Origin of the sequence: Flavobacterium sp. H122, assembly GCF_004959765.1 — a bacterium.
Classification (GTDB): domain Bacteria; phylum Bacteroidota; class Bacteroidia; order Flavobacteriales; family Flavobacteriaceae; genus Flavobacterium.
Genome location: NZ_SJZD01000008.1, coordinates 57,619 through 72,087 on the forward strand (window position 1 = coordinate 57,619; position 14,469 = coordinate 72,087).

A 14,469-nucleotide genomic window follows, 5' to 3' on the forward strand; every position below is an offset into this window, starting at 1 on the left:
TTTTGTTCAGGATTTTAAATTTGATAAAACTATTTCATAAACTTGACAAGTAACTGTGCTAACCAATTATCCTTGTATTCTGTGATCTTGTCCAAAACATTATCTGCTTTCAAAACAAAGTCATATAATTTTGAAGTTTGATCCACAAAATGTTTTTCTTCAGTTGATGAAGAAGCATTAATTGACGAGACTTCCTTCAAAACTTTCAAAGCAGGCTTGATTTCTCTTTTACTTCTTTCTCTTGAAATTTTTACGGCTAATTCATCAAGGTCTTTTTCAGCTGTAAAAAACTCCCTTCTTTCTCCGGCTTTAAATTCTTTGTAAACAATGCCCCAATCCATCAAGGCACGTAAATTCATACTCGCGTTGCCACGTGAAATCTGCAATTCTTCCATAATGTCTTCCATAGAAACCGGTTCGTTGGATACCATAAGTAAAGCATGAATCTGAGCCATCGTTTTGTTGATGCCCCATTGTGAACCCAATGCTCCCCAAGTTTGAACGAATTTATTTTTTGCTTCTTTGAATTCCATGAGACAAATGTATAATAAAGTTTTTAAACTTTCAAAAAAAATGAAACATTTATTGTTTGTAATATTTAGATTGTTAAATTTTATATTTTCTATATTTGTGAATAGAAAAAAATAGATATGGTAAATAGATTCAGATTGATGGAAAGAAAGTTTAATTTGCTTCTTTTTGTCTTTGCAATTTTTTTTGTTGGATGTGAGCGTAATGAAAAGAAAAATGCCGGGGAAGGAATTGCAGGGAAAAAACTTGAAATTTCATCTGGTGAAATACAACGGATTTTAAATACAAAGGCAAATCTGGAAAGCTCTCAGGTTTCAGAAAATGTGAGATTAAGTCTCCCTGAAAACTATTTTTTCCGTACAAGTACTCTAAGTAAAGAAGATGTAAGTTACTCTCCGTCGATAAGTTTAATTGTAAAGGACAGTTGCGATTATGTGGAGCTTAAGAATCCGTTGTTTGCTATTAACAATAATCAAATAGCGGATGAAATAATTTTTATTGTGAAAGCAGAAAAAAGCGATTTGTTGAGTGTCAAAAAGATGAAATCGGATTACAATGTAGAGACCGTTTATTTTGAAGATAAGAATAGTATTGTTTTTAGCGATGATGATACTTTTTCAACCCTGCATTTTCAATACGATTCAAAAACTAAAAACTATCTGATTTACACTGGAACTATAAGCTGGTCTAAAAAATTCACCCAAGAAGAAAAGCTCAATCAGGCATTTTACTTTTTGCGGAATGCTAAAAATCTTTTGAGCCCTAATTTCACAAAGCAGGAATTTTCCTGGAATGATTATGTTGCTAATAGGCCTAAAATTGAAGTTAATCTGATGAAATATTTTTTTAAAAATTTCAAAAAAGAAATGAGTGGTTTTTTAAATGTTCACGAAGTTTCCAGTCCTGAGTATGATTCCCATTCATTTTTTGAATTGTATAGAATGCCTAAAAATGGAGAACATTTATTTTATAGTTTTTTGAATCAAATCCAAGAAGGTAAATTTGAAGAAGCCTATGAATTAAAATGGGCGAGAGAATTGTTTTATACAGATGATAAGTGCAAGGTTGTACCAAAGGGAAATGCAACGATGATAGAAATTACAGAATTAGATTATGACGGAAAGATTTACGGCACGAAATACATGGTTTGCAGTACAATTAATAAAGGTGGTCAATCCTTTCTGCTGAAAACAGACGATGACTTAAATGAAGGAGTGACGGATTTTTTCCTGAAAATGTTTGATTATTATTCGAATCACTCAACTTTAGAATTGACAAATTAAAAAAACATGAAAAAAAATATTGTTGGTTTATTGGTATTAGCTTTTATTTCTTGTAATCCAGTTGGAGAAAATCTGGGAGAAGTGCAGCTGATTCAAAAAGGAATTTCTTCAATCGAAGGATTGGATTTGAAAGAAGGGGATGAAATCGTTTTTTGGACTAAACTCTCAACCCGAAAAGATTCCACCTTTTCCAAATACAAAATGAGATACAGTATTAGTCAGGATGATAAAATTGTGAAATTTGACAGTCTGAACATTGCTGATGGTGCTCACAGCATTAATTCTAAAACAACACAGGAGGGAATTACGCATTCTTCTGCAGAAGGAAAAGATTCGATAGAATATGTAAAAAATTGGGAATTTGAAATTGAAAATAATTCATTTATTGTTCCTAAAGACGGGAAATACAATTTTGATTTTAAACTGTATCTTCCGGAAATGGATTTTTTTGCAAGTAACCAAAGCAGTGCCTCGGTTATAGTCAGAAAGAGATAAAAAAGTATAATAAAATAAAAAAAATGCCCTGATTAAAATTTTAATCAGGGCATTTTCTATATAGTTTATTATTGGAACTGTTTGATGTTTTCTTCAAAATCGGTTTCGTTCTGATCCTGGAAATATTCGGTATAAAAAGACTTGTGAATTACATAATAGATGATGTAATAAACCATACATACTGAAATTACCGCCAGCCAAAGGAAAGAGAAAATTTTCTCCTGAATAAAAAATAAATATCCTTTAGTGAAATCAAAAACCTCCTTGATTTCATTGTAAAAAGTAATTGTCACTATTGCAAATGGGACAAGTTTTGTTGTAATTCTAAATCTGGTTAAAAGCAAAACGGCAACAATTAACATTGGAATTTTGTAAAGAATAGTCAGGTTTCGAATTTCTGCCTCGGTTGAAAAATATTCATAACAAACAAATAAAACTGCTAACGCACAGTAAATCGTTAAATGAATATTTCTCTTTAATTTTAATTTGGTTATATAGGTTCCAATGTTGTTTTGGCTTTTTTCCGACAGTAATAGAATCAGAAAAGGAATAAGATTGAAAATTGGAGCCAAAGTAAGCGTATTGATAATCCCGAAATATTTTTTTAATGAATAATTTCTGTATTGTATCAGGTTTCCAAGAAAACGACCGCTTATAAAAAGTACAAAGAAACTCGAAAGGAAGAATATAACATTATTAGGTTCAATCTCTTCAAAAGCAAAAAATGAAATGCTAAGTGCATATTGTCCTAAATCTATAATGCACATTAGTAAAACAGTGTAGCTGATAATAAAACCCATTTTGAAAAATGTATTGGAAATCGGCTGCCTGTCTATTGGGTTTATTAATTTTTTTCTGGAATAAATCCGGTTTGTGATATAATAAAAACCGGCTAAAACTAATGCTGTTTTTATGGAAACCAATAAAAAAATACTGCATACAATTATATCCTGCATGTAAGGCGTATCCCCTATAAATGCAATATAATTGTAAAAATTATCAACATTGCTTTCTATTGCAAACGATAAAATTATCGTAAGAGCCAACTGAAGCAGGAATGTTTTTATTTTAGAAAACTGCAAAATATGTTTTTCTGTTTTGAAATAGGAAACTGAAAAAAACACAACAGGGATTATATAGGTAATGAATTGGAAAAAAATCAAAATATGGGAACTGTTCTCAATATCCAGATAATAATCAGCGGTCAGTGTTAATTCATCCAGCAAAACCATTGAAGGTAGGAATAACAGCTGCTGTACAATTCCTTTTTTAAAAAGTCTGTTTTTATAGAAATACCATGCGAAGACCAAACTGTACAATAGCCAGTTTTGGATACTACATAAACGTTTGTATATAGTTGTTTCCGGGCCGTAATAAGAAACAAAATAATTGCTTGAATAAAGGAACGCTATTATTGCTATAAGTATCCATATAGAGTTTAAGGCTCTTTTTTGTGTCGCAGAAAAAATATCAGTCATTATAGTATTCAATCTAAGTTTTAATTAGAAACAAATATAGATAATAATAATAAAAATGTAAGAAAAGTTTTAATGCAGGAGCAGGGATTCTAAATCGTTTGAGAATTTTATTTAGTTACACATAAAAAAAGCGAAGACAGGATTCTTCGGTTTTAAAATTACCTTTTGTCTTCTTTGCTATAGTTTGAATGACCGTTGATGCTGATCTCAGTGCCTGAAAAATGAGGCTCACGATTTCGTATAACATCAATCACCGATTTGAAAATTGAGAAATATTCCCGGAAACGGACATAATTATAGCCTTTGTATGTTCCGTTGTTTGCGGAATAGCCTAGTGATTGTATGCCTAGTTTATTTCCTATGTAAATCGCTCTGTTTAAATGATATTGTTGTGAAACTAAGATAGCCTTGTCAATTTTAAAAATTGTCTTAGCTCTTTTCATAGTGGAAAAGGTGTCAAAACCGGCATAATCAATATAGATTTTGGTAGTATCCACACCGCGTTGATAACAATATGTTTTCATAACGGTTAATTCATCATGTTCGTCACTGCCATTATCACCTGAAAGCAGAATCTTATTTATTTTTTTTGATTGATACAAACGGATTCCTGCATCCAATCGGTCTTTAAGATATTTGCTGGGTTGGTCTCCATTGATTCCGGCACCGAAAATAATCCCGACGTTTGTTGTGGGAATTTCTTTTTCGGAATTATAAATCAATGAGCCAGTTTCTTTTTTTACGTAAAAATTTACACAAACTACTACGGCCAGTCCAATTAATGAAGCAAAAGTGATTTTTTTGATATGTTTTTTCAAGGTATTTTATGCTTTAAATTCAATATTCTTATAAAGCCCGTCTGATTTCATAAATCTGACAGGCTTAAAATACAGTCATTATATCAATCCCGCTCTCTTTAGTAAAGCTTCCGGTTTTGGTTCCTGTCCTCTGAATTTTTTGTATAAAGTCATAGGATGATCGGTTCCTCCTTGTGAAAGAACATTGTTTTTAAATTTGTCAGCTACTTCTTTGTTGAAGATCCCGTTTTCCTGAAAATAGGCAAACGCATCGGCATCAAGTACTTCAGCCCATTTATAACTGTAATAGCCTGATGAGTAACCGCCCTGGAAGATATGTGAGAAAGAAGTGCTCATACAGTTTTCGGCTACATCAGGATATAATGTGGTGTTCTGCATCGACTCCTTTTCAAAAGTTTTTACGTTGGTAATTCCGCTTGGGTTTTGACCATGAAAATCCATATCCAATAAACCAAAGCTCAGCTGGCGTAATGTTGCCATTCCTTCAAGAAAACTGGCACTTTCTTTAATTTTATTTACATATTCCTGTGGTATAACTTCGCCTGTTTGATAATGTTTCGCAAAAATTGCCAAAGCTTCCGGCTCGTAGCACCAGTTTTCCATAACCTGACTTGGAAGTTCTACAAAATCCCAGAATACCGAAGTCCCGGATAGGCTAGGGTAGGTCGTATTGGCCAACATACCATGCAAGGCATGACCAAATTCATGGAACAATGTGGTAACCTCCTGGAAAGTCAGTAAAGAAGGTTTTGTAGGTGTGGGTTTAGTGAAATTGCATACAATTGAAACATGAGGTCGCTCGTTTGTGCCATTTTGAACGTATTGGTGTTTGAATGAAGTCATCCAGGCTCCGTTGCGTTTTCCTTCTCTTGGAAAATAATCAGAATAGAAAACAGCGACCAAATTCCCTTTCTCATCAGTTACTTCAAAAGTGTGAACGTCTTCGTGGTATTTATCGATGTCAAATACTTCTGTAAAAGTCAGACCAAATAATTTATTGGCTACTTCAAAAGCGCCAGCCTGTACTTTTTGCAGTTCAAAATAAGGTTTTAGTTTTTCGTCGTCTAAATTGAAAAGTTCCTGTTTTAATTTTTCAGAATAGTACACGCCATCCCATTTTTCCAACTGGTCGAAAGAGTCAGTTTTTTTGGCAAAAGATGTCAATTGTGCAAATTCTTTCTCTGCGGCAGGTTTGGCCTTAATTAATAAATCATTTAAAAATGATTTCACTTTTTCGGGCGTTTGTGCCATGCGTTCTTCCAGTACAAAATGGGCATGAGTCTGGTAGCCTAATAGATTTGCTCTTTCATGTCTTAGATTTGCTATTTTGATTACGATGTCTTCGTTGTTGAAATCATTTTTCTGGAAACATTTTTTGCCATAGGCAATGGATAATTCTTTACGTAACTCTCTGTTTTCAGCATAGGTAACAAAAGGTAGATAGCTTGGCATGTTTAAAGTGAAAAGCCAGCCTTCTTTATTTTTGTTTTTTGCTAAGGCCTGAGCCGTTTCGATTGTGTCTTCAGGTAATCCTTTTAAGTCATTTTCATTAGTGATATGCAGTTCATAGTTGTTGGTCTCAGCCAAAGCGTTTTCGCCGAATTTTAAACTAAGTTTCGCCAATTCAGTATCAATTTCACGTAAACGTGATTTTTTTTCTTCAGGCAGTAAGGCACCGTTTCTTGTAAAAGCCTTATATTTCTTTTCTAATAAAGTATTTTGTTCAATCGATAGATCTAAAGCATCTTTTTGGTCATAAACTTTCTTGATCCGTTCAAAAAGTTCTTTGTTTAAAGTAATATCGTTGCTCAGTTCTGTCAGTAAAGGAGAAACTTCCTGCGCAATTTTTTGCATTTCATCAGAAGTTTCAGCAGAATTCAAATTGAAAAAGATACTGGTAATCCTGTCTAATGTCTGTCCCGAAAACTCAAGGGTTTCAATAGTATTTTCAAATGTAGGTGCTTCGGTATTGTTTACTACATCATCGATTTCTTTTTTTGTCAAAGCTATGCCTTCAATAATGGCAGGTTTATAATCTTTTAGCTCTATTGAGGCAAACGGAGCAGTATCATGTTTTGTTTGAAATTTATTAATCAGAATTTTCATAAATTTATGTATTTCGTCGATTTTTTTTGTAATATATCGAAATATGTTATAAGTTTGGTACCAAGATTTAGTGATAACTGTTAAAAGTCTAAAATATTTAAAATTTAAATATTGATTTAACCCAATCGGTATTTATGTTTGTGTTACTTTAAAGCTCCAAATACCACTGGAGCTTTTTTCTTTTGCTAAAATAAAAAATATCCCAAATAAAAAATCCCGATTCAATCGGGATTTTATTATTTTTTTAAATTTTCTGAGGCATTTAAAACAGCCTGTTTTAACCTTTCCTTGTAATCTATGATTTTTTTAAGAACAGATTCATTTTGTGAACCGATAATCTGAGCGGCCAAAATTCCGGCATTTTTTGCTCCGTTTAATGCCACAGTGGCAACGGGAACACCGCCCGGCATTTGTAAAATTGACAATACCGAATCCCACCCGTCAATAGAATTACTTGATTTAACCGGTACGCCTATAACTGGTAACGGACTCATACTCGCTACCATTCCCGGTAAATGTGCTGCGCCACCGGCACCCGCAATGATTACAGCAATACCTCTTTTGTGGGCATTTTGGCTGAAATCAAATAATTTTTCCGGTGTACGGTGTGCAGAAACGATATCAACTTCTGTTTCGATTCCAAATTCTGCTAATATATTTATGGCATCCTGCATGACCGGCATGTCAGATACACTTCCCATTACGATGGCTACTTTACTCATTGTGTTTTTGGTTATTCGTTTATTTGAAATTAGCTTACTGAATACTGATCACTCTAATGCTGTTCTTTACTTCCTCGGCAATTCGTCTTGCTTCACTCATGTCTTCATTGACTATTGTTACGTGCCCCATTTTACGAAATGGTCTTGTTTCTCTTTTACCGTAGATATGTGGAGTTACTCCGTCGATAGCCATGATTTTTTCAATGTTTTCATAGACTACTTGTCCCGAATGACCTTCTTCGCCAACTAAATTCACCATAATTCCGGCTACTTTACTGTTGGTATTTCCTAAAGGTAAATCCAGAATTGCTCTTAAATGCTGTTCGAATTGCGAAGTGTAACTCGCTTCAATACTGTAATGACCTGAGTTGTGCGGACGCGGAGCGACTTCATTTACTAAAATTTGATCGTCTTCCGTTTGGAACATTTCCACTGCTAACAAGCCTACATGGTTCATTGACTCGGAAACTTTTAGGGCAACTTCCTGTGCTTTTTTTGCTACTTTGTCACTGATTCTTGCCGGGCAAATTGTGTATTCTACCTGATTGGCTTCCGGATGAAATTCCATTTCTACTACCGGATAGGTTTTTATTTCGCCTTTTGGACTGCGGGCTACAATCACGGCCAATTCATTTTTAAAAGGAACTAAAGCCTCGGCAATACATTCCAGTTCGGGAAGTCCAATTAAGTCTAAAGTGGAACGTACAATTTTCACTCCGTTTCCATCGTATCCGCCTTGTGCGCTTTTCCAGACAAAAGGGAAATCCAGTTCATTGTTTTCCAATGCCTTTTTTAAAGCGGAAAGTTCTATGAATCTTGTGTGGGCTGAGGTTGGAATGTTATTTTCTTTATAAAAGTCTTTTTGTCTTCCTTTGTTTTGGATTAAACGTAACGTTTTAGGGGATGGATAAACAGGAAGTCCTTCATTCTCTAATTTTTCTAAAGCATCAAGATTGACATTTTCGATTTCAATGGTTAGCAAATCAACCATTTTTCCAAATTGGTAAACGGTTTCAAATTCTAACAGACTTCCATTGTAAAAAGTGTTGCAGGCAAATCTTGCCGGAGCTTCTTCGCTGGGGTCTAAGACTAAAGTTTGAATGTCGAATTTTCGGGTTTCCGTCAGCAGCATTTTGCCTAATTGACCACCGCCCAGGATACCTAGTTTAAAATCAGAAGAAAAATAATTCATTGCAGTTGTTGTGTTGTGTGGGGCAAAGATAAATAAACCTGATAGGTTTTCAAAACGTTAAGAATTCTCTTTCCTGTTAAAAAAAACAACCCCAGTAGGTCTTGATACTGGGGTGTGTTATTAAAGACGACTTTGGGTTAAAAAGGTTCTTTAAAAGGTTAAGTAGGTATTTATGATAAATTGTAATCCAATCAAAATTTAAGTAAGAAACTACTTATACAAATGTAGGGTGTGTATTTTATTTAGAGTTACGGAAAAACCGCATGATTTGTTAAATTTTCAATTTTTTTAAAAGCATCCTTGTAGCGGCTTGATAAGCAGCGCTGTGTGTAGAGTAATCCTGCTGGATTATCGTTTTAATTTCAGGATGAACCCAATCGTGTTTTTTTCCTAAAACAAAAAGTGCGCGCATGGCATATACTTTTGCAGCGACTTTTTCATCGCGTATAAGCCAGTCAAAACAGGTTTCTATGATTTGTGTTTCATGATTTTGAGTTAGTGAAATTCCATTGGAACGATGATTGCTTTTGGCTAAAAACAAACAGATTCTGGAAGCCGATCTAATTGCTGAATCATTGGTCAGGCTGGGTATGATTTCGCAAAATTCATCAATAAAAGGAGTGAAGACTTTTAATTTTTTCTCGCAAACCAATTCTAAAACCCAAAACGCCTTAAAATGGTTTTTGTCTTTTGTATTTAAAGCGATAGTAATTAATTCCGGCAGGAATTCCGGCTTGCGTAATATTAAATTTCTGTTCTTTTCTCTGTCGGCTCTATAAGCCATACAAGCCTCTACCTGTTTGTAAAAATCAGTTTTCATTTTTCAAAAATAAAAAATTCTTTACTCTGAACCTGAATTTATTATCTTTGCCGTTTATTTCAAACACAACTAAAAAAACAAAATGGAGATTAAATTACATGATAAGTATTTTAAACCCTTTATAGAATCACAGGAATTGGATTTTGCAATTGCTAATATGGCAAAGCAGATTGAGGATGATTTTCAGGATGATGTGCCTGTTTTTATTGGGGTCTTAAACGGATCTTTTATGGTAATGTCTGATTTGATGAAGCATTATAATGCACCATGTGAAGTGTCTTTTGTTAAGATGGCTTCGTATGAAGGTACTCAGACTACTAATGAAGTAAAGCAGTTGATAGGTTTAAGCCAGAGTCTTGAAGGTAGAAGCGTAATCGTAGTTGAAGATATCGTAGATACAGGAAATACTATCGAAGAATTAAAAAATATCTTTAAAGAACAAAATGTAAAGCATTTTAAAATAGCTACATTGTTTTTCAAGCCTGATGCTTATAAAAAAGACATCAAGCTGGATTATGTAGGTATCAGGATTCCTGATAAATTCATTGTAGGCTTTGGATTAGACTATGATGGTTTGGGAAGGAATTTAAAAGATGTTTACCAATTGTCAGAATAAACAGAGAACCAATTTACAATTCATAATTTATAACTCATATTTTAGTAAGAATGATCAATATTGTTCTTTTCGGGAAACCTGGTGCGGGTAAAGGCACACAAGCAGAATTTTTAAAAGAAAAATACAATCTGACACATTTGTCTACAGGGGATATTTTTCGCTTTAATATCAAAAATGACACTGATTTAGGGAGACTGGCAAAAACTTACATGGATAAGGGAGATTTAGTGCCGGACGAAGTGACTATACAAATGTTGCAGAGTGAAGTAGATAAGAATCCTGATTCAGCAGGCTTTTTGTTTGATGGTTTTCCCAGAACAATTTCACAAGCACAGGCTTTAGATGCTTTTTTAGCGTCTAAAAATCAGGAAATAACAGCAACAATTGCTCTTGATGCTGATGATGAAATTTTAGTCGAGCGTTTGCTGGAAAGAGGAAAAACTTCCGGCCGTGCAGATGACCAGGATGAAGAAAAAATTAGAAACCGTTATCAGGAATACAATGAAAAAACAGCTCCTTTGATTGATTATTACAATCAGCAAGGTAAGTTTTATTCGGTAAACGGGATTGGTGCTATTATTGAAATCACTGAACGTTTAAGTCAAGTTATAGAAAGTTTGTAGTTTGCAGTTAATAGTACTTCGGAAATAATTTTTTAAATTAGTATTCAACTATTAATTGTCAACCATAAACAAACGAACAAATAAAATAAATGGAAATAGTCATAATTTTCTTGCTGATTCTGTTAAATGGAGTTTTTTCCATGTCAGAAATCGCACTCATATCAGCAAGAAAAAACAGGCTGGAAACAGCTGCCAAAAAAGGCAATACGAGTGCGAGAACAGCTTTGGATCTGGCAAATTCGCCAAATCGATTTTTATCAACTGTTCAAATTGGTATTACGCTGATAGGTATCTTAACCGGTATTTATTCAGGTAATAAAATAACTCACGATGTACAGGCATTTTTTGCAGGTTACCCGTTAACAGCTCCTTATTCAAGTAGTTTGGGAACAGGGCTAGTTGTGGTGGTACTGACTTTTTTCTCTTTGGTTTTAGGGGAATTGTTGCCTAAGCGTATTGGGTTGAATTATCCGGAAACCATTGCAAAAGCGGTTGCACTGCCTATGAAAGTGGTTTCTATAGTCACGGCACCTTTTATTTGGCTATTGACTCATTCTACTGATTTTGTTTTGAATATTCTGAATATTAAGCCAACAGCTGACGGAAAAGTAACCGAAGAAGAAATCAAAGCAATTATTAAAGAAGGAACTGAAGGTGGTGAAGTTCAGGAGATTGAACAGGATATTGTGGAACGTGTGTTTCATATTGGAGACAGAAAAGTGAATTCTTTAATGACCCACCGTAAATCCTTGGTTTATCTTTCGTTGGAAGATGATATAAAAACATTAAAAAATCAGGTTTTAGAAGAGCTTCATTCTATTTATCCTGTTTGTGAAGATAATCTGGATAATGTTGTAGGAGTTGTTTTTCTTAAAGATTTATTCGCAAGCTTTGAAAAAGGAGGAAACTTCGATTTGAAAGCAATTTCAAAAGAGCCGGTTTATTTTATCGAACACACTTCGGCTTATAAAGCATTGGAAATATTCAAAAAGTCCAAAGTTCATTATGCTTTTGTTACGGATGAATATGGAGTTTTGCAGGGAATAATTACATTAAATGATATTCTTGAAGCTTTAGTAGGTGATGCAGCTGAGTTTTATGAAGAAGAGTTTCAATTGATTGCCCGTGAAGACGGTACTTGGTTAGTAGACGGACATTATTCACTGCATGATTTCCTTACTTATTTTGATATGGATGATTTAATTAATGATTATGAAGTTACTACAGTGAGCGGATTAATTATGACCGAATTGGATTCCATCCCGAAAGTAGGTGAAAAACTGATTTGGAATAAAATGGAGTTGGAAGTAATAGATATGGATGGTGTTAAAATTGATAAAGTTTTAGTGCGTTCATTGAAAGAAATAAATTAAAATTAAAGCCAAAAGTCAAAAAGCATATGATTTAACTATTGCCTTTTGACTTTTGCCTAATGACTAGGAATAATGACAGAAGGGAATTTTGTAGATTACGTAAAAATATATGCTTCATCGGGTAAGGGAGGAAAAGGATCTTCTCACTTACACCGTGAAAAATTCATTGAAAAAGGTGGGCCTGACGGAGGTGACGGTGGTCGTGGAGGTCACGTGATTTTAGTTGGAAATAAAAACTTATGGACTTTATTTCATCTGAAATTTTTGCGTCATGTAAAAGCCGGTCATGGAGGAGACGGAGGAAGTTCCCGTTCTACAGGACATGACGGTGAGGATAAATATGTTGAAGTGCCGCTGGGGACAGTGGTAAGAGATAAAGACACAGATGAGATTTTATTCGAAATCACGGAACACGGAGAAGAACGAATTCTTGTAAAAGGAGGAAAGGGAGGTTTAGGAAACTGGCATTTCAGAAGTGCTACCAACCAAACACCTCGCTATGCACAACCAGGTATGCCGGGAGAAGAGCTGGATATAACACTGGAACTAAAAGTTTTGGCAGATGTAGGGTTAGTGGGATTCCCTAACGCAGGTAAATCAACATTATTGTCTGTGTTGACTTCAGCGAAACCCAAAATTGCAGATTATCCGTTTACTACATTAAAACCTAATTTAGGGATTGTTGCCTATCGTGATTATCAGTCATTTGTAATTGCTGATATTCCCGGAATTATTGAAGGGGCTGCAGAAGGTCGTGGTTTAGGGCATTACTTTTTGCGTCATATTGAGCGTAATTCAACATTGTTGTTTTTAATTCCTGCAGATGCAGATGATATTAAAGAGCAGTACGATATTTTGCTTGATGAATTACGTCGTTACAACCCTGAATTGCTGGATAAAGATAGATTGGTTGTCATTTCAAAATGCGATATGCTTGATGATGAACTAAAAGCAGAAATGAAAGAGCAATTAGACAAAGATTTTAAAGGTATTCAGTACCTTTTTATATCTTCTGTTGCACAGCAGGGGCTTACGGAATTAAAAGATAAATTATGGCAAATGCTTAATACGTAAAATAAATCCCGCAATTGCGGTATTCTTTTATATTTACATACTAAAAACTTTATTATGAAAAGAAAACTACTAATGATGTTGGTTTTTTCTCAATTTATGTTTTCACAATCAAGGAATTGTGGAGTTGTTGAGAAAATGGAAAATTTAAAAAATTCTCCTGAACGATACCAAAAGTATCTTCTGCAGCAGGAAAAATTTAATGTTGAGCTGAAAAGACTTGAGGAAAATCAAAAAAAAGGAATTTCTGAAAAGATAGCTGCTTTAAGAATTCCTGTTGCTGTTCATTATCCTTCTGCCAAAAATTTGAGCCAGGCAGAGAAAAATTGCCTTATTTCTTTGGCTCAATCACAAATTGATGTTCTAAATGCTGATTATACAGCCACTAATACTGATATTTCAACATGGATTAATGACAAAGCTTCTTATTTTCCAGGTGTAAATTATGGTGCTATGGATGTCCAGTTTGAATTGGCATCTGGAAACCATCCTTTAAGTACCGGATTGGCCAGTGGTGATTTGGCCGTTACTTTCGGACAAAAATTCGGAGGAGGCCCTGATGGGGATTGGGATCCGGATTGGGCAGGTTATTATAATATTGTCGTGGAAGCACTTAATGGAGGAACTTTGGGTTATGCTTATTTAGCTTCAGATCCTGCGGATGGCGCGGCAGTATTCATAAATGCAAGCGAGTTTGGGAAAGGCAGTGGCTGTACAGGATATGCTCCTAGTGCGCCTTATGATTTAGGCAGAACTTTGACGCATGAGGCGGGTCATTATTTGAACTTGAACCACATTTGGGGAGAAGGAACTTGTGGCGATGACGGTGTTGCAGATACTCCGCAACATAATACTTCAAACGGAGGATGTCCGTCTATTTCACATTTGTCAACTTGTACAGGGACTCCAAGAGAGTTAACGATGAATTATATGGATTATACAAATGATGCATGTATGTATATGTTTACACAAGGACAAGTTAATAGAATGCAGGCTCATATGAATACTATTCAGTCAAATTTTAACCAAACTACTTTGTCTGTTAAAAATTATGAGCTTTCAAACGGTATTAGTGTTTATCCTAATCCTTCCAAAGGAAGTTTTAAAATTCAATTTTCAAATGCTTTGAATAAGTATGAAATTGAAATAATTGATCAGTCAGGAAGAGTTGTTTATTCTAAAGAGGTGAGTAACAATAATGATTTAGTCAATGATTTTGATTTGAATTCACCAAGTGAAGGTGTTTATCTGATCAAAATAAAAACAAATGATGCTGTTGCTGTAAAAAGATTAATTGTTAAGTAAAAAAAAGAGCTGTTTTTCAAAAAAACAGCTCTTTTT

General features: G+C 34.4%; 14 protein-coding genes. 7 read left to right on the forward strand and 7 right to left on the reverse strand.

Annotated features, from left to right (window positions below; genetic code table 11):
* Window positions 1-29: 29 nt before the first annotated feature.
* Entirely contained in the window at window positions 30-533 is a 504-nt protein-coding gene (locus EZM65_RS12375) for a GbsR/MarR family transcriptional regulator (RefSeq protein WP_136668876.1), read from the reverse strand.
* A gap of 117 nt (window positions 534-650) precedes the next feature.
* Between EZM65_RS12375 and EZM65_RS12380 the strand changes: the two genes are divergently transcribed.
* Complete coding sequence (locus EZM65_RS12380; RefSeq protein ID WP_136668877.1) at window positions 651-1,814, forward strand: hypothetical protein; 1,164 nt, start codon at window positions 651-653, stop codon at window positions 1,812-1,814.
* Between the two features lie 6 nt (window positions 1,815-1,820).
* Window positions 1,821-2,309, forward strand: a complete 489-nt coding sequence (locus EZM65_RS12385) for a hypothetical protein (protein ID WP_136668878.1) — start codon at window positions 1,821-1,823, stop codon at window positions 2,307-2,309.
* 68 nt (window positions 2,310-2,377) lie between these two features.
* Here EZM65_RS12385 and EZM65_RS12390 read toward each other — a convergent pair whose 3' ends face one another.
* The 6 genes from EZM65_RS12390 to EZM65_RS12415 form a co-directional block, all read right to left on the reverse strand.
* A complete protein-coding gene (locus EZM65_RS12390; RefSeq protein ID WP_136668879.1) occupies window positions 2,378-3,787 on the reverse strand; it encodes a hypothetical protein in 1,410 nt (469 codons plus the stop codon).
* A gap of 158 nt (window positions 3,788-3,945) precedes the next feature.
* On the reverse strand, window positions 3,946-4,605 hold the full coding sequence (locus EZM65_RS12395; RefSeq protein WP_136668880.1) for a vancomycin high temperature exclusion protein: 660 nt from the start codon (window positions 4,603-4,605) through the stop codon (window positions 3,946-3,948).
* 78 nt (window positions 4,606-4,683) lie between these two features.
* The gene (locus EZM65_RS12400) at window positions 4,684-6,711 is read right to left on the reverse strand and encodes a M3 family metallopeptidase (RefSeq protein WP_136668881.1); all 2,028 of its coding nucleotides are present in this window, start codon (window positions 6,709-6,711) and stop codon (window positions 4,684-4,686) included.
* A 236-nt stretch (window positions 6,712-6,947) separates the two neighbouring features.
* Complete coding sequence (purE, locus tag EZM65_RS12405; RefSeq protein WP_136668882.1) at window positions 6,948-7,433, reverse strand: 5-(carboxyamino)imidazole ribonucleotide mutase; 486 nt, start codon at window positions 7,431-7,433, stop codon at window positions 6,948-6,950.
* A 34-nt stretch (window positions 7,434-7,467) separates the two neighbouring features.
* Window positions 7,468-8,625: a 5-(carboxyamino)imidazole ribonucleotide synthase gene (locus EZM65_RS12410; protein ID WP_136668883.1), complete on the reverse strand. Its 1,158-nt coding sequence runs from the start codon at window positions 8,623-8,625 to the stop codon at window positions 7,468-7,470.
* Between the two features lie 271 nt (window positions 8,626-8,896).
* Window positions 8,897-9,445, reverse strand: a complete 549-nt coding sequence (locus tag EZM65_RS12415) for a hypothetical protein (protein ID WP_136668884.1) — start codon at window positions 9,443-9,445, stop codon at window positions 8,897-8,899.
* 82 nt (window positions 9,446-9,527) lie between these two features.
* Between EZM65_RS12415 and hpt the strand changes: the two genes are divergently transcribed.
* The 5 genes from hpt (at window position 9,528) to EZM65_RS12440 (ending at window position 14,433) form a co-directional block, all read left to right on the forward strand.
* On the forward strand, window positions 9,528-10,061 hold the full coding sequence (gene hpt, locus EZM65_RS12420; RefSeq protein WP_136668885.1) for a hypoxanthine phosphoribosyltransferase: 534 nt from the start codon (window positions 9,528-9,530) through the stop codon (window positions 10,059-10,061).
* A gap of 50 nt (window positions 10,062-10,111) precedes the next feature.
* Window positions 10,112-10,684 (forward strand): adenylate kinase, encoded by a 573-nt coding sequence (locus EZM65_RS12425; RefSeq protein WP_136668886.1) that lies wholly within the window; start codon window positions 10,112-10,114, stop codon window positions 10,682-10,684.
* A gap of 140 nt (window positions 10,685-10,824) precedes the next feature.
* Window positions 10,825-12,057 carry a hemolysin family protein gene (locus tag EZM65_RS12430; RefSeq protein ID WP_248574865.1) on the forward strand — a complete coding sequence of 411 codons (1,233 nt, stop codon included), beginning with the start codon at window positions 10,825-10,827 and terminating at the stop codon, window positions 12,055-12,057.
* A gap of 72 nt (window positions 12,058-12,129) precedes the next feature.
* The gene (obgE, locus tag EZM65_RS12435; protein ID WP_136668888.1) at window positions 12,130-13,131 is read left to right on the forward strand and encodes a GTPase ObgE; all 1,002 of its coding nucleotides are present in this window, start codon (window positions 12,130-12,132) and stop codon (window positions 13,129-13,131) included.
* Between the two features lie 54 nt (window positions 13,132-13,185).
* Window positions 13,186-14,433, forward strand: coding sequence for a zinc-dependent metalloprotease (locus EZM65_RS12440; RefSeq protein WP_169051711.1), 1,248 nt, complete (start codon window positions 13,186-13,188; stop codon window positions 14,431-14,433).
* Window positions 14,434-14,469 lie beyond the last annotated feature (36 nt).